The following is a 21,694-nucleotide window of genomic DNA, read 5'->3' as shown; positions in this document are numbered from 1 at the left end:
AATACAGGCCAAGGTCGTATAGACGACCTCGGCGGACCTTTCTCGAGCCAGCGGCACCTACCTGGAAGCCATGACCAAGCCATCGCGATACGAACGGATCGCCTTCGTCGCCAGCCCAAGCAGCGAGGCAGAGGCCGCCTTCCACCAGCTTACGGCGCAATACGGCAATTGCGATCCTCACGAGGCCGACGTCGTGGTCGCGCTTGGCGGCGATGGGCTGATGCTTCAGACGCTGCACCACCACATGCGCTCGGGCAAGCCGATCTACGGCATGCATCGCGGCACGGTCGGCTTCCTGATGAACGAGTACTCGACGCACGATCTGCGCGCGCGGCTCGAGGCGGCGCATGAATCCGAGATCAATCCGCTGCTGATGCGCGCGACCGACGTCAGCGACCGCGTCCACCTGCACCACGCCATCAACGAGGTCTACCTGTTCCGGCAGACCTCCCAGGCGGCACGCCTGCGGATCCTGATTGACGAGCGCGAGCGCATGCCCGAGCTGATCGCAGACGGCATCATCGTTGCGACGCCGGCGGGCTCGACGGCCTACAACCTGTCGGCCCAAGGTCCGATCCTGCCGATCAACGCGGCGCTGCTGGCACTGACGCCGATCAGCGCCTTCCGGCCGCGGCGCTGGCGCGGCGCCCTGCTCCCCAACACCGCCTATGTCGTGATCGAGGTGCTGGAAGACGACAAGCGCCCAGTCGCGGCGGTCGCCGACCACGAGGAGGTGCGCAGGGTCCGGCGCGTCGAGATCCTGTCCGACAAGACCATCTCGATGCGCATGCTGTTCGACCCCGGCCACAGCCTGGAGGAGCGAATTCTGCGGGAGCAGTTCGGCAATTGAGCCCCTGCCGGGGCGCCAGGCGGCAACGCTTCATTAACTCCCGGCGCGATATGGTTAACGAAGGTTGACCGCTTTGGCCCGGGCGTCATGTTCCGCATCGATTTCAACAAACTGCGCTTCCTCGTCTGCGACGACAATCCGCACATGCGCCGCATCCTGCGGACGCTGCTGCATTCGTTTGGCGCACGCGAGGTCTATGAGGCCGAGGACGGCGCCACTGCGCTCGAAATGTACAGCCACTACGTGCCCGACATCGTCATTACCGACTGGGCGATGCCGATCTTCGACGGGCTCGAGCTCGCGCAGATGATCCGGCAGCCGGATTCCAAGGGCAATCCCTATGCACCGATCATCATGCTGACTGGGCATTCCGAAAAGCGTCGCGTCACCGTCGCGCGCGATGCCGGCGTCACCGAATTCCTCGCCAAGCCGATCTCGGCCAAGGGCCTCTACCAGCGCATCCTCAACGTGGTCGCCAGCCCCCGGCCCTTCATCAAGACCAAGACCTATTTCGGCCCCGACCGGCGCCGCAACACCAATTCCGCCTATATGGGTCCGGAGCGCCGCGTCGGCGAAAAGCACGAGGTGCTTCAGCAGCCCTCACTGCTCGACAAGGCTCGCTCCACCATCTAGCGCAACGTCATCAGGCAAGGCAGGCATCATGGCGAAGAACAGCGCAAAGGACATCGAGGTCAAGGCCTTCGCCACGCATCACGTGATCACGCAGCCCAATCCGCTGCGCAAGGTATTGCGCCGGGTCGAGGAAAAGGACCTGGACGATCCGATCGGCCGCGCGGAGCAGGCGCTGGCCGGTCTATCCGGTGAGTTCAAGAGCTGGATGACAACCGAGGTCAACCGGCTCTCGACCGCCTACGTCGCCATCCGTAACGATGGCTTCACCAAGGAACGGCGCGACGAGCTGTTCCACGCGGCGCACGACATCAAGGGCGACGCTGCGACGTTCGGTTTTCCGGCCGCGGCGGGCGTTGCCGAGAGCCTGTGCCGCATCATCGAGCATGCCCCGGATCTCGAGAAGGTGCCGGCCGAGCTGTTCACGCACCATATCAATGCCATCCTCGCCATCGTGCACGAGAACACCAAGCTCGACAGCATCAGCGTCTCCGCCGAGCTCAGCCGCCGTCTGCGCAAGGTCGCCGACGACTATCTCGCCGACGTCAATCGCGACCGCCCCGAGCATCTCGAGGTGATCCTGGCGCCGAGTATCGTGCCGGCGGAGTAGCACTCTCTCGTCATTGCGAGCGCAGCGAAGCAATCCAGAAATCCCTCCGTGGGGACAGTCTGGATCGCTTCGCTGCGCTCGCAATGACGGATCTCGAGGACTGACTGACCTGACTACGCCGCAATCAGGTCGTCATAGATCGGATCAATCGTGTCCTCCGCGACCAGCTCGTCGCAGAACAACCGCGCCTCCTCGCGCGCCGACTCCGTGGCGAAGCGGCGGAGCAGGACCATCAGCGGCTCGGTGGCACCGCGATCGCTCTCACAATGGGTGAGCACGCGCTCGACCATGCGACGGCGCAAGCGCGCCGCGGTATCGTCGGTATCGACATAGCCCTGCTCGTGGCAGGCATCGAGCGCAACCTGGAACGCGGCGAAGGTCGCCTCGGGCAATCCGGCGCGGCGGAGCAGCGCATGCAGGCTGTTGCCGCCGCGATCGTGCAGCAGAGCCGAGACGCGCGCCAGCGGCAGATCGGCGAGCTCGGCCAGCGCCGCATCAAACAGGTCGAGATTGCTCGACAGCAGCGCGCGCAGGATCAGGCCCGCGGTGAGCTGGCCGGTGACGCGCAGATGCTTCACCAGGCCCTGCATGTCGTCGCCGCGCGAGCGCGCCGCGATGTTGATGGTGGAGCGGTCGCGCGCCTCGATCGTCACGCGCTCGGCGCGGTCGGGGCTCAGCCAGTTGCGCGCGACGACGAACTGGGCCAGCGTCTCGGAGAGTTTTGCCACCAGCGCGGCGCGCGTTGCGGCTGGAATATCGTCCAGCACCAGCATCGCCTCGCGGATCGCGGCGAGATGGCCGTGACGTTCGACGATGCGCGTCCAGGAGAACGGGGCGAGCTCGGCATGGGGATTTTCGATCAGCTCGAGGGCCGCAGCCGCGCAGCCGACCTCGGCGATAGCAGCGCAGACCGAGACCGGCAGCGCGATGCGGCGCGCGACCGCGCATTGCACCTCGTCATTGCCGGTCGCGACGATGTCGACGAGATCCGCATCGATCAGCAGCGGCGAATGTTCGAGCACGGGCAACGCCACGGTCGGCTGGTCCGCCGACAGCGCCCGCACGATCGACGCCGGCGCATCCGTGCTGCGTGCGAACGCCTCGGCCATCGCCTGCCGCACCAGCGGCGAGGGATCGTCGAGCAGCATCAGGAGCGCGCCTTCAGCGGCGACGCGGTCGTCATGAGAAAGGTCTGAGATCAGCCAGGCCCGGGCCAAGGCCCGCGTTGCCTCCGCCCGCTCACCGGCGGGCGCGGTCCTGATCCAATTGATGAACTGCCGAACAATCATGCTGCTTCCGGCTTACGCAACGAAAAAACGGGCAGTGACTGGATGTCACCTGCAACACAAAATAAACCACGACGCTTAACAAAGCGTTCACCATAACTGGCTGGTTTTATTGATGATTTGTTAAGGGCTGGGATGAGCCCGACGGCGCGGCCGCGTGCTAGCTCGAGTATGTGCCGCTGCGATCGCTGAAGAGATCGAGCGGCTGCGGCGGGCGCACGTCGGGCGTCGCCGAGGCGACTGACGTGAGCGAGGCGTTGTTACCCCACAATTTTTGCACCGTCGTCGAGACCGGCTGTGTCGCATCGCCAGGCTGATAGATCGAGCGGAAAGCTGGCGCGACCGGCGTGTTGTCGGCGACCGTGGCTGACGATGTTGCGCTCACCGGTGTCACGCCACGTGTCTCCGGAAAGGTCTGGAGATACGCGGCGCTGTTGACCGTCGGCTGCACGCCGTTGGCGGCGGCGACCTGCGTGGTCGATGGCGTGTCGCCATACATCGCCATCGCAGTGCGCGTCGATTTCGCGTTCGACGCGCTGGCGTAACGCGCGTTCAGCACCGAATAGACTTCAGAGACGCTGCGGGCGCGACCATCCTTGGCGTAGAAGATCGAACGGTTGGCGGATGCGGCATTCGGAAACAGCCGCGCACCGACGGCTTGGGGATTGTCCTCGGCATTGGCGATCAGCTTCGCCGCGCCGCCGACACCCATGAAATGCGCCATGTAGAGCTCGCTGTCGGACGGCCTGCGGCCGAGCAGACCAGTGAGCTTGAAGCTGTTGGACTGCGTCAGCGCCGCCGCCATGCTGGATGCAGCCTGCGGATCGTCGCGCAACTTCATGATCGAGCGCTTCATGAAGGGATCGTCGACGGTGTAGCTGCCCGACGAAGTCTTGGTAATGGCGTCGGCATAGTTGCCATAGCCGAGCTGAGGACCCGCCTCTTTCACCGTACCGAGCCAAGTCTGGTCGATGAACTGATAGAGGCCGTGGGCAGACGACGTGGTGGCGCCAGCCGATGGATCGAAATCCGATTCCATCTTGGCGGTCGTCAGCAGGTATTCGAAGCTGACGCCGGTCTGGTTCGAGCCCTGCTTGATCGCGCCAGCGACGCGCTTCAAGCCATCGGTCGCGGCCGTCTGCGTGGCACTGGAATTGTCGACCGACATGATGGGGTGCCCGGCCCGCGTGGCGTTGAGCGGCGCCGGCAATTCGGACGCCTGATCGTCCCACCCTGGACAGTTATGGTTAATGCGCGGTTAATTCCGGGACTACCGTCATTCCGGGGGCATCGCACCGCGATGAACCCGGAATCTTGAGATTCCTGGTTCACACCTTCGGTGCGCCCCGGAATGACGGCGGCTATTTCTTGTAGACCGCGTTCGGATCGAACAGCCTGTCCGCATCGACGAACACCAGCTTTGCGCCCCGGCCCTCGGCCTCGACCTTGCGGTAGAAGCAGGACCGGCGGCCCGTGTGACAGGCCGCACCGATCTGCTCGACGCGAATCCAAACCGCATCCTGGTCGCAATCGGTGCGAATCTCGACCACGCGCTGGGTCTGACCCGAGGTCTCACCTTTTCGCCACAAGGCATTGCGCGAACGGCTGAAGTACCAGGCTTCGCCAGTGGCAATGGTCTTGCGCAACGCCTCATCGTTCATGTGCGCGACCATGAGCACGTCACCGGTGGCGACATCTGTCGCCACGCAAGTCACGAGGCCGTTCGCATCGAATTTGGGGAGGAAGGCCAGGCCTTCCTCGATCTCATGGGAGTGAGCGGACACGACGGATCTCGCCAGTTAATCGCGAGGTCAGCGCGTCAGGCCTCGCACCATGGACAGGAATCGGGCCTGCTCCGCCGGATTATCGCGGAACATGCCGGTGTAGCGGCTGGTGAAGGTCGAGGCGCCATGCTTGGCGACGCCACGCACCGACATGCAGGTGTGCTCGGCCTCGATCAGGACGGCAACGCCGCGCGGCTTCAGAATCTCGTCGATCGCGGCAGCGATCTGCGCCGTCAAATGCTCCTGGGTCTGGAGGCGGCGGGCGAAGATGTCGGTCAGGCGGGCAAGCTTGGACAGTCCGACGACGCGCTCCACCGGCGTATAGGCAATGTGCGCCTTGCCGTAGAACGGCATCATGTGATGCTCGCACTGCGAGGTGAACTCAATGTCCCGCACCAGCACGAAATCGTCATAGCCGGCGGTCTCGCCGAAGGTCCGGTCGAGCACCTCGGCCGGGCACTGGTGATAGCCCTGATAGAGCTCGTCGAAGGCCTCGACCACGCGGCGCGGCGTGTCGAGCAGGCCCTCGCGGTCGGTATTCTCGCCGATATAGGCGAGCAGCGTCTTCACAGCCGCTTCCGCCTCGGCGCGCGCGGGGCGCGGCTGGTCGGCGCGGACGGCGGCAGCGAGGAATTCGGCAGGATCAAGCTCGGCCGGACGGCTCTCGGGCTGCCGGTCGGAAGGCTTATTCGGGCGGATGGATTTGATCGTTGCGTCCATGTCTACTCCGTTCGACGGCCTTGCAGCCGGAGTGTCACCGGCAGACGGGGCGGACAAGCCGCCGGACGCCTGAAGAGAACAGTTTTGACGAAAAAGGCCACTTGCCGACAACGCCGGCCGCGCAAATCTGGATCACCGCCGACGCACCGCCGGACTGTTTTTCCGTCAGTTCCGCCCCTATATAGGACCCTGGACCGCGCCCGCCAAGGCCGATCCGGCAGGTAAGTGTTGGGCTCCATCACATGCTGAACGACATCTATAACAAGCGGATCATTGAGCTGGCCGGGAATATTCCGCGCCTTGGACGGTTGCCGGACCCCGATGCCACCGCCACCGCCCATTCCAAACTGTGCGGCTCGACCGTGAAGATCGACCTCAAGATGGAGGGCGACACCGTCACCGACTTCGCGCATGACGTGAAGGCGTGCGCGCTGGGACAGGCCTCTTCATCCATCATGGCAAGTCACGTGGTCGGCTCGACTGCGAGCGAACTCCGTGAGTTACGCGAAACTGTTCGCAAGATGCTCAAGGAGAACGGCGCTCCTCCCGAAGGCAAATGGGAAGAGATTAAATTCCTCGAGCCGGTCCGCGACTACAAGGCGCGTCACGCCTCCACGCTCCTCACCTTCGATGCCGTGGTCGATGCGATCGGTCAGATCGAGGCCAAGGCGAAGCAGCCGGCCACTGTACAAGCCTGAGGCTGAGGATCTTACTTCTGCGGCGGCGCGGCCGGCGTCGCTACGCCCCCGGTCGGGACCAGCGCTTCCGCTGTCTTGGTCGACTTGGCAGGCTGCGGCTCCGGTTCCTCGCCGAACCTTGCCTGCGTCTTTGGCGCAAGCTCCGCCATTGCAGGCGCAGTGACGTCCACATGTGGCAGCACGTCGGACACCAGGTCAGTCGTCACGAGATTGGTCAGCTTCAGCTCAGAGGCATCGAGCTCATGCAGATCTTCCCACGGCGGCACGTTCAGCGAGAGCGACAGCAGGTCCCCCGCCCCGCCCATGTCGAAGGTGTATTTGGCGAGCCGGCCGATGTCGCGTTCCACGATCATCAAATCCTGCGCGCTGTAGCTTGCCGCCTTGGCATCGTCGGCGCGATCGCCCATCCAGATCTGATGGACGCGAACATGGGCCGCATCAGGCACATACCGCTTCTTGCCCGCCAGCAGCAGGAACACGCACATGGATTCACAATAAGCCTCCGAAGCGACCCTCGGACGGGCGCCCTTCTCGCCGCGATTCTGCTGCGTGACGCCGACGGTGGTCAGGAGACCGAGATTGCGGAAACGCCGGCCAAGCGTGATCGCGTCGTTGACCGAACCGCCGCTGGAGTCGAGCACCACTGTGGCGCCCCCGAGCTGCCGGCCGCGGGCGAAGTCGTCAAAGTCCTTTGGTGTGTCTGCAGTGATAATACCGACCGCGCTGACCCAGCCGCGGCAATTGGGCTCGCAGGCAACCCAGCCAAACTTCATCGGCAGCTTGCGCTCTTCGAGCGAGGCGCCAGCGCTGGCCGGCGAGCCAAAGGTCGCGATGGCCCCCGCCAACACGATGCCGCAAGCGGCGGTTCCCACCAGCAACCAACCACGAAGGTTGAGCGACTTCAGAACTCTCAAACTGGTTCCTTCCCCAAGCCCCAAAAGCAATCAGGCAAGCCCCGTTCCAACGTTCCATTGAGTCTACACATGGACGTCACAAAAATGGTATCCGGGGGAATACAGATCGTCCATAGGTACTTGCTGCACTGCTCCCTGAAAGCAGGCAAAATATGGCGCGCATACAACAGCTTCCTGTTCCCTGCGCTGGAACCGTGCATTAACGCGCACAGGATGTCGGCACATCGCACATGAAGCACTCAGCCTGCGAGCATTGTTCCGTACCCGCTGCCCAAGTACTGCGGCTGCCGCGCAGATTCGGTCGCGCGCTGATTTGGCTCTACCGGCATACACTGTCGCCGCTGGTCGGCTACAACTGCCGACATCTGCCGACCTGCTCCGTGTACGGCGACGAAGCCATCGAGCGCTTCGGACTCTGGGCCGGTGGCTGGATGACAGTCGCCCGGCTGTTGCGCTGCAATCCCTTCGGTACGTCAGGCATCGACAACGTGCCTCTCACTGCGCCGCAAAGCGCGCGCTGGTATTTACCATGGCGCTACGGCCGTTGGCGCGGCGTCAACGCTTCGTAGGTATGCTGCGGTGCTTTACGCATTGCTGCCCTGAGTGGAACCGGAACTTTCACCTCGCGTTGTTGTGTTGCTCCCACGGGAGGAAACAACAATGCGCTGGAAAATCAGCCATCATTTCCATTTCGGGCCTGGTTTACATCTTGGCTTCAATCCCAGGGATCACGATCCACGTACCGTCGACGTGATCGCCATGGTCGCTTTGCTCGTGCTGGTCGTCGGCTCCGGCTGGTATCTGGCAACGAGCCTTGCAACGCCGCCAAGCACGACAGCATTCATCGTGCCGAGTCAGAGCGTGCACTGGTAGCTAGCGGAACCAGAAGAATCGTCCCGATGGCGGCGGGATTGGCTCGGGGGGACGCGGCCGCTTCGGACGCGGCGGCTTCGGCGGCGGCTCGGCGGACGAGGACGCCTCCGCGGCAGGCAGCGCATCGCTCCCCGCGACCTTCACCGACAGCAGCAAATTCGACTCGTTCATGCGCCAGCGATAGCCGACGCCGAAATCGATGGGCTGGGCGCGCGAGAACAATTCGGCGTAACGCTCCTGATAGCGGCCGGGGAATTCGTTGATCGGACCGAGATAGCGGCCGAACGGGAAGAAGCGCCATTGCCGCGGATTGTAACTGGCGAGAGGAATGCCGGAATCATCCTGGATGATGGTCGCGCTGTTGGCGAGCAGCCAGTCACGCGCGACAGTGAAATTGCCGGAGTGCAGCAGATAGGACGCGCTCTTGATAAGGCTGTTGCCCGGGCCGAGCGTCTCGCAGAATTTCAGGAAGCCTGCGGCGCGAGCACCAGGATTGGAGAGATCCGTCGAGAAATAATACAGCGTGCGTGCCTCACTGTCCGCCCCCGCGAAGGTGATGCGGACGCCGCGCGTGGCGTTCGGCCCAGGATTGTCATTGCCTGTGTGCACCCCGCCTTTGTCGTCGAGCGCGACCATCTCGACGTTGCGGATGGTTTTGCCGGAGCGCGCCAGGAAGACGTAGAGGATCGGCAAGGTGCCGTTGACCTGATTGGTGTGCAGGTCGACTTTCATCTGCTTAGTGATGAAGAAGGAAAAGCTCAGGATCGAACCGAGCGAGCGCTCGACATTGTACAGCGCGGCATCGACGGAGCCTCGCGACAGCCTGGTCAAATCAGGCACCGCGCCGACCGGCTCGAGCGCGCCGAGCACATAGGTGCTGGCCTTGGAATAGAAGGCGTTGGCGTAGAGGAAATCCGGGCCACTGAACAAATAGAACATCGTCGGCCGCGGCGCGGCGAGATTGACGTCGGACCAGCTCCGGATTTTCGATAACTGCCGCTGCTCGAGCTGGGCGAAGGCGCCGTCGAAGAATTTTGCGTGATGCTGCCAGGACGGGTCCTTGGTCAACGCCGTCAGCGGCGAATCCGCCGAAGGCTGCATGCCCGCGAGGAAGCGCGCGGTGTCGTCGAAAGTCACCTCGGCCGCACGCGTGGACGAGATGGCCGCAGCCATAAGGGCAAGGGCGACGGCCGCAAGTCTCATGGGTCGAAACATGTCTATTCGCGATTGTGTGACGTAGCAGCGGCGACCGGCCGCCTGCGGAAAACAGCATAAATCAACAAGCCCGCGAGCATGACGAGCATGCCCGACAGCGACTGCACGGGCCGCTCGGTCAAGAGGTAGTACATCATGAACGCGGTCACGAGCAGGAAAACGAGCGGCGTGAACGGGTATCCCCAGGCGCGGTAGGGCCGCGGCAAATCAGGGGCGGTGATGCGCAGCTTGATGACGCCGGCCACCGTGAAGAACGAGCAGAATAGAAGTGCAAACTGGATGAAGTCGAGCACCGCCTCGAAGCTGCGCGTGAACAGCAGCAGGTTGGCGACCGCGAGCTGAAACAAGATGGCGTAGGCCGGCGCACCTCTCACCGATCGCTTCGAGAACACGCGCAGCGCCGGAATGTCCTCCCCCATCGTCATCATCACGCGCGGGCCGATCCACATCATCGCACTGATCGAGGAGATCAAGCCGACGCAGATCATCGCGCCGACGATCCGGCCGCCCAGCGCGCCGAAGATGGCGCTGCCGGCGACGCTTGCGACATCGAGCTGGCCGGCCAGCGCGCTGATTGGTGTCGCGTAGAGGAACACGGCGTTGAGCGCGACATACAGCACCAGAACGATCAGCGTGCCGGCAAGCAGCGCGCGCGGCAGACTCTGCTGCGGCGTGTTCATCTCGCCGATGATGTAGGTCGCGGCATTCCAGCCGGAGAACGAGTACATCACGAAGACGAGCCCGATCGCGAAAGGCGCGCTCCCGATATGGGCGAGATCGCCCGCGTGCGGTGCAAAGGAGATCGGCTGCGGAGTCCCGACGACGAAGCCGGCTATCAGGAAAGCGACAATCAGCACGACCTTGAGGATGGTCGAGATCAACTGAAAGGTCGACGAATGCCTCACGCCGGTCAATTGCACGATCGAGACCAGCCAGACCACGCCGATGGCAAGCGGGATCGGCGGTAAGTCGGGTATCACCGACTTGGCGTATTCGCCGAAGGCCATGGCCGCAAGCGCCACCGGCGCCGCAAAGCCGACCGTCGCCGAAACCCAGCCGGCGAGAAAACCGAAGGCCGGGTGATAGGCGCGACCGAGGAAATTGTACTCGCCGCTCGAGCGCGGAAACATCGCGCCGAGCTCGCTGTAGGAGAATACCCCGCACAGTGCGACGATGCCGCCGACCGTCCAGAGCGCGAGGATGGAGAAGCCCGAGGGGATATCCTTGACCTGGAAGCCGAGGCTGGTGAACACACCGACCCCGATCATGTCGGCAACGACGATCGCGGTCGCGACCAGAACGGAAACCCCGGAGCCGCCGGTCAGTCGCCCCGTCCAGGGCGCAGTTCCCGCATCTGATGCCGTCATCTGGGTCCCTAACCTCAGGCGTCGAGCCCCGTGAGAGGCATCGTGCAGATTGGCTCAGTCAATTCAAGCAGGGTTAACAAGGGTTAAATGAGGCGGCCAAAATAGGTAATTGGCCACCTTCTTTGCCCCTTTTGAGCCAATAAACCCGTGGTCGCCCGCGCAAACGCGCCCGCCTCTCCCACAATCGCGACACGATTGCGTGGTCTTTCTCGGTCATTCCGGATGTGGGGAAGTTTCTCCGGACACTTAACGTCGCCTAAACGCCAGTCGGCTCAATTGTCTTAATGATTGCCGATGGTTCGTGACTTGGGGTCATGCTTGGGGTCATGGGTGGATGGTCGGGGCCGTTCCGAAATTGAAAGCAGACATGCGCGCTGACCGGACCAAGGCGTCCGGGGCGCGCGGTCGTGCGCTTCGGATCGCCCTGATCTCAGGCTTGGTGCCACTGTCGCTCACCTTGGTTCAATGCGGCCAGTCGCCGAACCCGACAGCACTCGCCGCAAGCTCGCAGGCCAATGTCCAGGTCGTTGCGAAGACCAACCCGCAGGCTGCCACTCGACAGGTCGCAAGCGGCGACACGTTCGAGGATCGCTTCCCTGCCCCGCAGTTCAAGGAGCGCTTTCCTTCGGCGAGCGAGAGCTTCCTGCAGCGACAGATGTCGGACTTCTCGCCCAAGCGCGCCGTGCAGCAGCAGCCGGAGCAGGCGCCCTACAAGGTTGCCTCGCTCGCGCCGCAGGTCCCATATCAGCGTCCACCGCGCCAGGATCTGACGACACTCGTCAGCATGAAGTCCTCGGCCTTCCCCTATTTCGGCAACAACCCCGCCTCCGACGCGCCGTTCCTCAACATCTCCAAGGGCGACCGCCGCGGCCATCGAAGCTATTCGGGACGCGTGTTCTGGCAGGACGAAACCTATAACGACAGCCGCGTGCTGGTGCACGTCCCCGAACATTTCGACGTGCGCAAGCCTGGCGTGATCGTGGTGTTCTTCCACGGTAATGGCGCGACGCTCGAACGCGACGTACGCGACCGGCAGCTGGTGCCGCAGCAGATCACCGATTCCGGCGCCAACGCCGTGCTGCTCGCGCCGCAGATGGCCGTCGACGCCGCCGATTCCAGCGCCGGAAAATTCTGGCAGCCCGGCGGCCTCAAACGCTTCATGGAGGAATCGGCGAACCACCTTGCGCAGCTGACCGGTGATCCCAACAGCGCGCGCGCCTTTGCCAACATGCCGATCGTGATCGTCGGCTATAGCGGCGGCTTCCTCCCGACCGCCTGGAGCCTCGAGGTCGGCGGCATCAGCGATCGCGTCCGCGGCGTCGTGCTGCTCGATGCGGTCTACGGCGAGATGGACAAGTTCGCGTCCTGGATCGAGAGCCACCGCTCCGGCTTCTTCGTCAGCTCCTACACGCACTACACGGCGCGGCGCGACCGCGAGCTGATGAGCGCGCTCAGGCAAAAGGGCATCGGTGTCTCCGAGGACATGGACGGCCCCTTGCGTCCCGGCAGCGTGGTGTTCGTCGAGACCGGTGAGGGCATCACCCATCGCGACTACGTCAACCGCGCGTGGACGCAATACCCGCTCAAGGATGTTCTGGTGAAGATGTCGGCAACGCCGGCGCTGGCGCTGACGCGCGTCGCAGCTACCAGCTCATCAGCATCGAGCCGCTAATATTGCGCATGCCGGCATTTCGGCGCGCTGCCTGCAGTTCTCTCAGCGCATGATCAAGATGTGATGTTGATGGCCCACGATCCCCGGCAGCCACCGGATTGTTTCCGCTGGCCACGACCATAATTTGCCGGCCAAGTTGAGTTCGAGCTCTGCGGGGACAGGCAGTGCGTCAAGGACTGTACAAGGTCGACTTCCACACGGTTCACGGGACCGGCTGCGGTGTCGTGTACGTGACTGAAGGCAAGATGCGCGGCGGCAATTCGGCTTTCGCCTTCATCGGAACCTATACAGGCCAAGGCGACAGCATCAAGGTCAAGATCTCAACCGAGCGCTACAACGACGACCCGTCGTTCAAGGCCTTGTTCGGCATCGACCGGATCATGCTGACGCTCGCCGGCCGCGAGGATGGCGACACGGCCGAGTTCGAGGGCACCGCACTGCAACTGCCGGGCGTTGCCTTCCGCGCCGTGCTGAGCCGGCTCAGCGATTAGGCCGCCGGCTCTGAGATCAGCCTCTCGAGCTTCAGGTTTTGGGCAGCTTCGGAATGCTTTCGGCGAAGCCGTTGAAGCAGGCCAGTCGCTCGTCCTCTTCCTTGAAGAATTTGCAGTCGGCGTAGCCCTTGGCCTTCGCCGGCTTCGGCTTTGGCGCGGGCGGGATAATAGCGTCGTAGCAGTTGAGCCGGTCCTTGGTGCCATCGTCGAGGTCAAGGCAGGCCTGGAGCCGTGCCGCGATCGACTGCGGCTTGCCCTTCGGCGCCGCGGCGGCCGGCTTGGCAGCCGCCTCCTTTGCACCGGCCTTGGTCCCTTTGGGCTTGACCTGCACCAGCGGTTTGTCCCCCACCATCGGTGGCTTGTCGGTTTGCGCAAACGCGGAGGCTGAATAGAGCACCGCGGCAACCGCCAGAATCATCCTCATTTCAGTCAACTCTCTTTGGTCCCCATGTCTGGCCTTCTAGCGCTCTCCCGCGCCGTTTGCCAAGCGCCTTGCGCCGGGCAAGGACAGCCATCAGACCAGGACGGCAGCCGCCGGCCGGGGCCGGCTCACGACCAGCAGGACCAGCGCCAGGACGACGAAGCCGACCGCCACGAAGCCTGTGCTGTGCAGCAGGTCGCGGGCAAACAACAGCCCTCCGACGGCAGAGCCAATGGCTTGGCCGATATAGAGGACCGACGTATTGAGCGCGACGGTTGCGGGCGCGAGCGCCGGGGCGGCCGCGACCAGCCGCACCTGTTGCATCGAATTGGTCGAGGCAAAGCCCAGTCCCCAGATCGCAACGCCTGTCGCCATCAACACGAGGCTGCCCGCGCCAACTGCCCACCCCGCAATGCCCGCCAGTAACAGGCACGTGAACAGCAGCGACGTCCGATATGGCCCCCACGTGTCGACGATGCGGCTCGCCACGACAACGCCGAGGAAGCCGCACACGCCATAGATACCGAACACGAGGCCGATTGCGTCCGGACTCGCATCCGTCAGCTTCTTGAGCAGCGGGCCCATGAAGGTGAACACCGCAAACTGGCCGGACATCTGCAGCATCGTGATCGCGAGCAGCAACAGGATCGCCCTGCTACGGCCGACCTCGCTCCAGGTCTTCAGGTCGACCGGGGTGCCCTTCAGGCCGGCGGGCAAGCGCACCAGCAGCAACAGGACGCTCACACACCCGAGCGCACCGATCATGCCATAGGCGGCGCGCCAGCCATAGCGGCTGGCGATGAAGGTGATCAGCGGAAGGCCGACCGCGGCCGCGAGTGACCAGCCAAGGAAGATATACGCGATCGTGCTGCCGCGCCGCTCCGCCGGCACGATCAGCGCCGCGGTGCCGGCCGCCTGCGGCGTATAGAGCGCGCCGACCGCGAGCATCGCCAGACGGATGACGAGGAGGCTTGCGTAGTCCGGTGCAAAGGCGGAGGCGAGATTGCCAAGGGCAAGCACCGCGAGCGTGGTCGTGAGCAACATCCGCCGCTCGATGCGGCTGGTCAGCCACGCCGTCAGCGGCGAGCCGATACACAGCGTGATCGCGCCAAAGGTGATGAGCAGCCCGGCCGCACGGATGCTGATGCCGAGCCCGGTCGACAACTCCGGCAGCATCCCCGCCGGCGCCAACACCGAGCAGCCAGTGACGAGATTGCCAAGCATCAGGGCTGTCGGCGTGAGGCGGCCGGCGCGGGTATTTTCCATGCAACTGCATGTAGAGCAGGCGTATGGCCAGTTAAAGGGTGTCGTCCGAAATAGTTGGCGCACTGCCCCGGCTTTTGCGCGCCACTTTCTTGGAAATGCCGGATTGCACAGGCCGAATCGCCTGATATATCGCTCGTTCCCGCTTACCTGCGCTCGTTCGCAGGAGTGAGCCTCAGGAGAAAAGCAATGTCCGACCAGCCCAAATCCGAATCCGGCTTTCAATATTCCCTCAGCAACCTGAAGCCCGTGACCCCAGCCGCCAAAGTCACCCTCACCTTCCCCGACGGCGCCCGGCGCGAATACGAGAAGAGCATCACCGGCCTCGAGATCGCCAAGGGCATCTCGCCCTCGCTCGCCAAGCGCACCGTGGCGATGACGCTTGATGACGTGCTCACCGATCTCAACGATCCCATCGAGGCCGACGCCAAGCTCAGGCTGATCTCGCGCGACGAACCGGAGGCGCTCGAACTGATCCGCCACGACTGCGCCCACGTGCTCGCGGAAGCCGTGCAGACGCTGTGGCCGGGCACCCAGGTCACCATCGGCCCGGTGATCGAGAACGGCTTCTATTACGACTTCTTCCGCAACGAGCCGTTCACGCCGGAAGACTTTGCCGCGATCGAGAAAAAGATGCGCGAGATCATCGCGCGCGACAAGCCTTTCACGAAGGAAGTCTGGGACCGCGAAAAGACCAAGCAGGTGTTCCGCGACAAGGGCGAGGCGTTCAAGGTCGAGCTGGTCGACGCCATTCCGGGCAACGAGCCGATCAAGATCTACTACCAGGGCGACTGGTTCGATCTTTGCCGCGGCCCGCACATGACCTCGACCGGCAAGGTCGGCAACGCATTCAAATTGATGAAGGTGGCCGGCGCCTATTGGCGCGGCGACAGCAACAACCCGATGCTGACCCGCATCTACGGCACCGCCTTCGCCAAGCAGGAGGACCTCGACGCTTACCTCAAGCAGATCGAGGAAGCCGAGAAGCGCGACCATCGCAAGCTCGGACGTGAGCTCGACCTCTTCCATTTCCAGGAGGAAGGTCCCGGCGTCGTGTTCTGGCACCCGAAGGGCTGGACGATTTTCCAGCAGCTGATCGCCTATATGCGCCGCCGCCTGACCGGCGATTACAGCGAGGTCAACGCGCCGCAGATCCTCGACAAGGTGCTGTGGGAGACCTCGGGCCATTGGGGCTGGTACCGCGAAAACATGTTCGCGGCGCAGTCGGCCGGCGACGAGGCCGAGGACAAGCGCTGGTTTGCGCTGAAGCCGATGAACTGCCCCGGTCACGTGCAAATCTTCAAGCACGGCCTGAAGAGCTACCGCGACCTGCCGCTGCGCCTCGCCGAGTTCGGCGTGGTGCATCGCTACGAGCCATCGGGCGCCATGCACGGCCTGATGCGCGTGCGCGGCTTCACCCAGGATGACGCGCATATCTTCTGCACCGAGGACCAGCTCGCCGAGGAATGCCTGAAGATCAACGATCTCATCCTGTCGACCTATGCCGATTTCGGCTTCACCGGCGATCTCACCGTGAAGCTGTCGACGCGGCCGGAAAAACGCGTAGGCACGGATGCGATGTGGGATCACGCCGAGCGCGTGATGGCGACGGTGCTGCGCGAGATCCAGGCGCAGAACAACCACATCAAGACCGAGATCAACCCGGGCGAAGGCGCGTTCTATGGGCCAAAGTTCGAATATGTGCTACGCGATGCCATCGGCCGCGACTGGCAGTGCGGCACCACGCAGGTTGACTTCAACCTGCCGGAACGGTTCGGTGCGTTCTACATCGACCATGACGGCGGCAAGAAACCGCCTGTGATGGTGCACCGTGCGATCTGCGGTTCGATGGAGCGCTATATCGGCATCCTGATCGAGCACTATGCCGGCAACTTCCCGCTCTGGCTTTCGCCGGTGCAGGCAGTCGTCACCACCATCACCTCGGAGGGCGACGAATACGCCAAGGTGGTGCTGGAACAGGCGCGGCGCGCGGGTCTTCGGGTCGAGATCGACCTGCGCAACGAAAAGATCAACTACAAGGTCCGCGAGCACTCGCTGGCCAAGATCCCGGCGCTGCTCGTGGTCGGCAAGAAAGAGGCCGAGACGCATTCGGTCTCGGTTCGCCGACTCGGTAGCGACGGCCAGAAGGTGATGACGACCGGGGAGGCTATCGCCGCCCTGGTCGACGAGGCGACCCCGCCTGACGTCCGGCGGGCGCGCGGCGCGGCCTGATCCCTGAAATCGATCTAAACTCGCTTTCGGTTGCGGGCGTGCATGCCTATCTCGGCATGGCACGCCCGCCGACCAGCCGAAGAGGCCATCGCAATGCCAGATGCCATCGAACTCCTGAAAACCCGCCGCTCGGTCAAGCCGCGCGAGATGACCGGCCCCGGCCCCTCGCCGGCTGAGCTCGAGACCATTCTCACCATCGGCGCGCGCGTGCCCGATCACGGCAAGCTCGCCCCGTGGCGCTTCATCATTTTCGAGGGCGATGCGCGCCAGCGCGCCGGCGAGGTGATTGCAAGAGTCTTTGCCCGGAAGAATCCCGGCGCCCCCGCCGCCGATATCGAGACCGAACGCAAGCGCCTCACCGATGCGCCGCTGGTGATCGGCATCGTCAGCTTCACCAAGCCGCATCCCAAGGTGCCGGCGTGGGAGCAGGAGCTGTCGGCCGGCGCCAGCGCCATGAACATCGTCACGGCCGCCACCGCGCTCGGCTACGGCGCGGCCTGGCTGACCGGCTGGTTCGCCTTCGATCGCGACGTGCTTGATGGCCTCGGCCTCAAGGCCGACGAGAAACTCGCAGGCCTCGTGCACATCGGCAAGCCGACCAAGCCGAGCGAGGATCGTCCGCGACCGGTGCTTTCCGAAATCGTGACCCGTTTTTGATCGAAGTTTTGTTGACGCTTCTGATGTCTTGCGGCTTTGCTCCCGGCGAGTGAGGAAGCCCGCATGAAGCGTCGTGAATTTCTGGTCGGGGCAGCGATGCTGGCCGGCACGATGGCGCGGAGCCGCGCTGGCGACATCCCCGCTCCCGCACCCGACAAGCTGCGAGGCATCACCGCGTTCTTCGAAAACGAGGTGACCACCGGCCGTTTGCCGGGCGCGATCGTTCTGGTCCAGCAGCACGGCAAGCCTGTTTATTTCAAGATGTTCGGCGTACGGGATGTCAGGACCCGCCTGTCCATGACGCCGGACACGATCTTCGCCCTCCATTCCATGACCAAGCCGATCACCAGCCTCGCGGCCATGATGCTGATCGACGAGGGCAAGCTTGCGCTTACCGATCCCGTGTCGAAATACATTCCCCTCTTTGCCGCTACAAAGGTGGGAATGGAAATCACCAAGCCCGACGGCTCGATGGCGCTCGAGATGGTGCCGCCTGTTCATCCGGTGACCATCAGGGATTTGATGCGGCACACCTCGGGCATCACCTACGACTATATCGGCGGAAGGTGGGTCGAGCTTGCCTACAGGGCTGCGCATATCTTCGAAGGCCCCTTCAACAACCGGGAATTCGCCGACCGTATCGCGAGGCTCCCGCTCGCGCGCGAGCCGGGGACGCTGTGGCGCTATGGTCATTCCACCGATGTGCTCGGAAGCGTCATCGAGATCATCACCCAGCAGTCGCTCTACGATGCGCTGAAGCAGCGCATCTTCGATCCGCTCGGCATGACCAGCACCAAATTCGTGCTGTCGACACCGGACGAGATCGAACGGATGGCGCGACCGCTGCCGAGCGACCAGATCCTGCTCGATGGCGAGCGCGAACGTCTCGACCATCCGGAATGGCAATCCGGCGGCGGCGGCCTGCTCTCGACCATCACTGACTATCGACGCTTCGCGCAAATGCTGCTCAGCGGCGGCGAGCTCGACGGCAAGCGTTACCTCAGCCCGACCGCCTTCAAGGCCATGACGAGCGATCAGATCGGGCCCGGCTCCGGCGTCGAACGCGACTATTTCTATTACCCCGGCGATGGCTTCGGCTATGGCTACGGAATTGCGGTCCGAACCGATCCCGGCAACGCCAAGCCGCCGCCGGCGGGCTCGATCGGCGAATTGAAATGGGACTCAGGCAGCGGCACCTATTTCGGCGTCGACCCCAAACTCGACATGGTCTACATCCTGATGGAGCAGACCCAGAACGAACGCGGCCGCATCACGCCCGCGTTCAAGGAACTGGTCTACGGCAGCTTTTCGCCCGCATGAGTCGTTTGTTCGAGCATGATCTTTTCGGAAAACCGCTGCGCACTTTTCCGGATCATGCTCATGCCGCCCGTGAGGTGCGCTGACCGAACTCGGCCAGCAGCTTTGCGATCTCGCCAGCCGGGCGCGCCGCGCTGAACAGAAAACCCTGCACCTCGTTGCAGCCTTCGGCGCGGAGCCAGTCGAGCTGATCCTCGGTCTCGACGCCCTCCGCGGTCGTGGTGATGTTGAGGCTGCGGCCAAGCCCGGAGATCGCACGCACGATCGCGACGCAATCGGGCCGCTGCGCCAGATCCTTCACGAAGGAGCGGTCGATCTTGATCTTGTCGAACGGGAAGCTGCGCAAGTAGCTGAGGCTCGAATAGCCCGTGCCGAAATCATCCATGGAAATGCCGACACCCAGCTCGCGCAATTGATGCAGGATCGCCAAATTGGCGTCGGTCTCGGCGAGGAAGATCGATTCGGTGATTTCCAGCTCGAGCCGCTTCGGCGACAGGCCGGATTGCGCCAGCGCCGAGATCACGACCTGAACCAGATTGCGGCTGCGGAATTGCGCCGGCGACAGATTGACCGCGACCTTGACGTCTGACGGCCACTTCACCGCTTCATGGCAGGCCTCGCGCAGCACCCATTCGCCGAGCTGGGTGATCAGGCCGATGTCTTCCGCGACCGGAATGAATTCCGCCGGCGAGACCATGCCCTTGTCGGGGTGACGCCAGCGCAACAGCGACTCGAAACCGGAGATGCGGTCGGAGGCGATCGACACCAGCGGCTGGTAGTGCAGCTCGAACTCGCCATTGGCAAAGGCGCGGCGCAGATCGACCTCCATGTCGCGGCGCTTCTGCGCCTGCAGGTCCATCTCGCGCTCGAAGAAATGGTGCACGCCGCCGCCGTCGGACTTCGCCCGGTACAGCGCCATGTCGGCGTTGCGCATCAGTTCCTCGGACGTGGTGCCGTCGCCCGGCGACAGCGCGATGCCGATGCTCGCGCCGATGACCATTTCCTGACCGTCGATGTCGTAAGGCGCCTTCAGTATCTCGATCAGCAGCGTCGCGCAGGCGCTCGCCTCGTTCGGCGAAACGTCCGCGGCGAGGATCACGGCGAACTCGTCGCCACCGAGCCGCGCTGCGAGATTGGCGCCGCGAACCGCGGTGGTGAGGCGTTCGGCAACTTCTTTCAACAGGCGATCGCCTGAGGGATGCCCGAAGGAATCGTTGATGTTCTTGAACAGGTCGAGGTCGATATAGAGCACGCCGACCCGTTTTCCCGCAGCCTGGTCGAGCGCCTGCTTCAAGCGCTCCTGGAAATGTTCCCGGTTGGGCAGGTCGGTGAGCCCGTCGTGGTGCGCCATATAGGCGATCCGCGCTTCCGCCTTCCGCCGCTCGGTGATGTCGGCCACTGCGACCAGATAACCGTCACGGTCGTTGAAGGGGACGCGGCGGCCAAAGGTGAGCACTTCGATCTCGCTGCCGTCGGCGCGCAGGTGCCGCCAATTGCGCTGGGAGTGATAGGTTTCTCCGACGCGCTCGAGCGCCTCGGTGTGGCTTTCCCACTCGTCCTCGGGCCAGATCTGGTGCAGCTTCATGCGCAGGAAGGCGGCGCGACTATAGCCGTAATGCTGGACAGCGGCGTCATTGACGCTGAGGAACTGCCTGGTCTCGGCGTCGAACACCCACATCGGCATCGGGTTGTTGTCGAACAGCAGGCGGAACGAGGCGTCGCGCCGCTTCATCGCAGTGACATCGGAGATGGTCAGCGAAATGACGTCGGCGAAGGCCGTCGCGCTCATGCGCAGATGACGGCCGTCGCTCTCGATCTCGAGCTGCTCACCGCGGCCGCCCAAAACCGCTTTCAGCAGGAACTCCAAGATTTCGGCCGCGGCAAGCAGTGTGGTGCCATGGCCGATCTTACGCCACAGCAGGCCGCCGCTCGCGACATCAAGCAGCAGCTCCGCGCTCTTGTTGTGATGCACGATTTGGAAATCGGACGGCTGACCATTGGCATCGCGCAGCGTCGCCAGCGAGACCACGGCATCGTCGGTCGCGGAAAAGATCGCATCCAGCAGATTGTACTGCGCACCGCGCTCGTTGACATAGGCGCCGACCAGCGTCGCGCCCCAGCGCGAGGCAGTCGGGAGCGCCAGCAGATCGTAGGTCCTGACCATGCCGTCGCGCACGCAATGGGCGCTGGCTTGGTGCGGCCGTCCGTTCTTGAGCGCGCTTGACACCGCTTCCGACAGCGCTGTGGCGCAATCCGGCGCCAGCTCCTCGACCGGAATGTCCCAGCGCTCGTCGCCGAGCCATTTCTGCACGTAGCGTCCGCTGCGCGACAGTTCGAGCGTGCCCTCACCCTTGAGCAGCGCGATGTGATCGGCCATCCGTCCAAGGCTGCCGAGCATCACGTCTTCATATCGCGGCAGCCGGTCACCCGGCCTCAATGCGGCACGCCATTTGCGCTGAAGCACCGGGATGTCGTCGAACATTTCGGTGGCCGGTTTGCCCGGCATCTTCTTCGCGGCACTCATTGCAGTCCCCAACGCACTTTCCGTGCGCATCCAAGGGCTGGCTCGCTTAATGGCGTGTAAAAAGGACGCAGACGCAGGTTCCGGATCAGTGATTATGACAGTTTTAAGTCGCGCGTTGGTTAGTGGGCGTTAGAGACTGTGACGGTTGCTTGAAATGCGGGGTGTCTCTT

The 21,694-nt window shown here is 63.7% G+C and carries 21 protein-coding genes; 11 read left to right on the top strand and 10 right to left on the bottom strand.

All coding sequences use genetic code 11. The features are described 5' to 3' along the window. The first annotated feature begins 70 nt into the window (after nucleotides 1–70). The 3 genes from XI06_RS05105 to XI06_RS05095 all read left to right on the top strand — a co-directional run bounded on the left by XI06_RS05105 (nucleotide 71) and on the right by XI06_RS05095 (nucleotide 2,090). Nucleotides 71–850 (top strand): NAD kinase, encoded by a 780-nt coding sequence (locus XI06_RS05105; protein WP_237866301.1) that lies wholly within the window; start codon nucleotides 71–73, stop codon nucleotides 848–850. An 87-nt stretch (nucleotides 851–937) separates the two neighbouring features. Then, complete coding sequence (locus XI06_RS05100; RefSeq protein ID WP_237866300.1) at nucleotides 938–1,483, top strand: response regulator; 546 nt, start codon at nucleotides 938–940, stop codon at nucleotides 1,481–1,483. Between the two features lie 28 nt (nucleotides 1,484–1,511). Then, a complete protein-coding gene (locus XI06_RS05095) occupies nucleotides 1,512–2,090 on the top strand; it encodes an Hpt domain-containing protein (protein ID WP_237866299.1) in 579 nt (192 codons plus the stop codon). 113 nt (nucleotides 2,091–2,203) lie between these two features. Here XI06_RS05095 and XI06_RS05090 read toward each other — a convergent pair whose 3' ends face one another. From XI06_RS05090 to folE, 4 genes are all read right to left on the bottom strand, one after another. Beyond that, entirely contained in the window at nucleotides 2,204–3,379 is a 1,176-nt protein-coding gene (locus XI06_RS05090) for a DUF2336 domain-containing protein (RefSeq protein WP_237866298.1), read from the bottom strand. Between the two features lie 157 nt (nucleotides 3,380–3,536). Then, nucleotides 3,537–4,544, bottom strand: a complete 1,008-nt coding sequence (locus XI06_RS05085) for a lytic transglycosylase domain-containing protein (protein WP_237873492.1) — start codon at nucleotides 4,542–4,544, stop codon at nucleotides 3,537–3,539. Between the two features lie 193 nt (nucleotides 4,545–4,737). Continuing rightward, nucleotides 4,738–5,160 (bottom strand): phosphoribosyl-AMP cyclohydrolase, encoded by a 423-nt coding sequence (hisI, locus tag XI06_RS05080; RefSeq protein ID WP_237866296.1) that lies wholly within the window; start codon nucleotides 5,158–5,160, stop codon nucleotides 4,738–4,740. Nucleotides 5,161–5,187: 27 nt separating this feature from the next. Next, nucleotides 5,188–5,880, bottom strand: coding sequence for a GTP cyclohydrolase I FolE (folE, locus tag XI06_RS05075; protein WP_237866295.1), 693 nt, complete (start codon nucleotides 5,878–5,880; stop codon nucleotides 5,188–5,190). Nucleotides 5,881–6,122: 242 nt separating this feature from the next. On the opposite strand from folE, the gene XI06_RS05070 reads away from it, so the two are divergent. Then, nucleotides 6,123–6,578 carry an iron-sulfur cluster assembly scaffold protein gene (locus tag XI06_RS05070; protein ID WP_237866294.1) on the top strand — a complete coding sequence of 152 codons (456 nt, stop codon included), beginning with the start codon at nucleotides 6,123–6,125 and terminating at the stop codon, nucleotides 6,576–6,578. A gap of 11 nt (nucleotides 6,579–6,589) precedes the next feature. On the opposite strand, the gene XI06_RS05065 is transcribed toward XI06_RS05070, so the two are convergent. Next, complete coding sequence (locus XI06_RS05065; protein WP_237866293.1) at nucleotides 6,590–7,492, bottom strand: hypothetical protein; 903 nt, start codon at nucleotides 7,490–7,492, stop codon at nucleotides 6,590–6,592. Nucleotides 7,493–7,722: 230 nt separating this feature from the next. Here XI06_RS05065 and yidD point away from each other — a divergent pair, with 230 nt between their 5' ends. Together yidD and XI06_RS05055 are read left to right on the top strand one after the other, a co-directional pair. Next, the gene (gene yidD / locus XI06_RS05060) at nucleotides 7,723–8,061 is read left to right on the top strand and encodes a membrane protein insertion efficiency factor YidD (protein ID WP_237866292.1); all 339 of its coding nucleotides are present in this window, start codon (nucleotides 7,723–7,725) and stop codon (nucleotides 8,059–8,061) included. 91 nt (nucleotides 8,062–8,152) lie between these two features. Next, nucleotides 8,153–8,365, top strand: coding sequence for a hypothetical protein (locus XI06_RS05055; protein WP_237866291.1), 213 nt, complete (start codon nucleotides 8,153–8,155; stop codon nucleotides 8,363–8,365). Here XI06_RS05055 and XI06_RS05050 read toward each other — a convergent pair whose 3' ends face one another. Continuing rightward, nucleotides 8,366–9,580 carry a hypothetical protein gene (locus XI06_RS05050; RefSeq protein ID WP_237891514.1) on the bottom strand — a complete coding sequence of 405 codons (1,215 nt, stop codon included), beginning with the start codon at nucleotides 9,578–9,580 and terminating at the stop codon, nucleotides 8,366–8,368. A 2-nt stretch (nucleotides 9,581–9,582) separates the two neighbouring features. Continuing rightward, the gene (locus XI06_RS05045; RefSeq protein WP_237866289.1) at nucleotides 9,583–10,947 is read right to left on the bottom strand and encodes an APC family permease; all 1,365 of its coding nucleotides are present in this window, start codon (nucleotides 10,945–10,947) and stop codon (nucleotides 9,583–9,585) included. 367 nt (nucleotides 10,948–11,314) lie between these two features. On the opposite strand from XI06_RS05045, the gene XI06_RS05040 reads away from it, so the two are divergent. Together XI06_RS05040 and XI06_RS05035 are read left to right on the top strand one after the other, a co-directional pair. After that, nucleotides 11,315–12,619, top strand: a complete 1,305-nt coding sequence (locus XI06_RS05040; RefSeq protein WP_237866288.1) for an alpha/beta hydrolase — start codon at nucleotides 11,315–11,317, stop codon at nucleotides 12,617–12,619. Nucleotides 12,620–12,783: 164 nt separating this feature from the next. Next, complete coding sequence (locus XI06_RS05035; protein ID WP_237866287.1) at nucleotides 12,784–13,110, top strand: GrlR family regulatory protein; 327 nt, start codon at nucleotides 12,784–12,786, stop codon at nucleotides 13,108–13,110. Nucleotides 13,111–13,141: 31 nt separating this feature from the next. Here the strand turns inward: XI06_RS05035 and XI06_RS05030 are convergent, their stop codons facing one another. Further along, entirely contained in the window at nucleotides 13,142–13,534 is a 393-nt protein-coding gene (locus XI06_RS05030) for a hypothetical protein (protein ID WP_237866286.1), read from the bottom strand. Nucleotides 13,535–13,624: 90 nt separating this feature from the next. Further along, nucleotides 13,625–14,797, bottom strand: coding sequence for an MFS transporter (locus XI06_RS05025; RefSeq protein ID WP_237866285.1), 1,173 nt, complete (start codon nucleotides 14,795–14,797; stop codon nucleotides 13,625–13,627). 186 nt (nucleotides 14,798–14,983) lie between these two features. On the opposite strand from XI06_RS05025, the gene thrS reads away from it, so the two are divergent. The 3 genes from thrS (at nucleotide 14,984) to XI06_RS05010 (ending at nucleotide 19,003) form a co-directional block, all read left to right on the top strand. Continuing rightward, a complete protein-coding gene (gene thrS, locus XI06_RS05020; RefSeq protein ID WP_237866284.1) occupies nucleotides 14,984–17,026 on the top strand; it encodes a threonine--tRNA ligase in 2,043 nt (680 codons plus the stop codon). A gap of 93 nt (nucleotides 17,027–17,119) precedes the next feature. Continuing rightward, on the top strand, nucleotides 17,120–17,683 hold the full coding sequence (locus XI06_RS05015; RefSeq protein ID WP_237866283.1) for a nitroreductase family protein: 564 nt from the start codon (nucleotides 17,120–17,122) through the stop codon (nucleotides 17,681–17,683). A gap of 63 nt (nucleotides 17,684–17,746) precedes the next feature. Then, nucleotides 17,747–19,003, top strand: coding sequence for a serine hydrolase domain-containing protein (locus tag XI06_RS05010; RefSeq protein WP_237866282.1), 1,257 nt, complete (start codon nucleotides 17,747–17,749; stop codon nucleotides 19,001–19,003). 58 nt (nucleotides 19,004–19,061) lie between these two features. Here the strand turns inward: XI06_RS05010 and XI06_RS05005 are convergent, their stop codons facing one another. Further along, entirely contained in the window at nucleotides 19,062–21,524 is a 2,463-nt protein-coding gene (locus XI06_RS05005; RefSeq protein ID WP_237866281.1) for a putative bifunctional diguanylate cyclase/phosphodiesterase, read from the bottom strand. Between the last annotated feature and the right edge of the window lie 170 nt (nucleotides 21,525–21,694).

Origin of the sequence: Bradyrhizobium sp. CCBAU 11434 (assembly GCF_028128895.1) — a bacterium.
GTDB lineage: Bacteria > Pseudomonadota > Alphaproteobacteria > Rhizobiales > Xanthobacteraceae > Bradyrhizobium > Bradyrhizobium zhengyangense.
The sequence above is the reverse complement of the archived record's forward strand: the minus strand, read 5'-3'. Positions and strand labels throughout refer to the sequence as shown.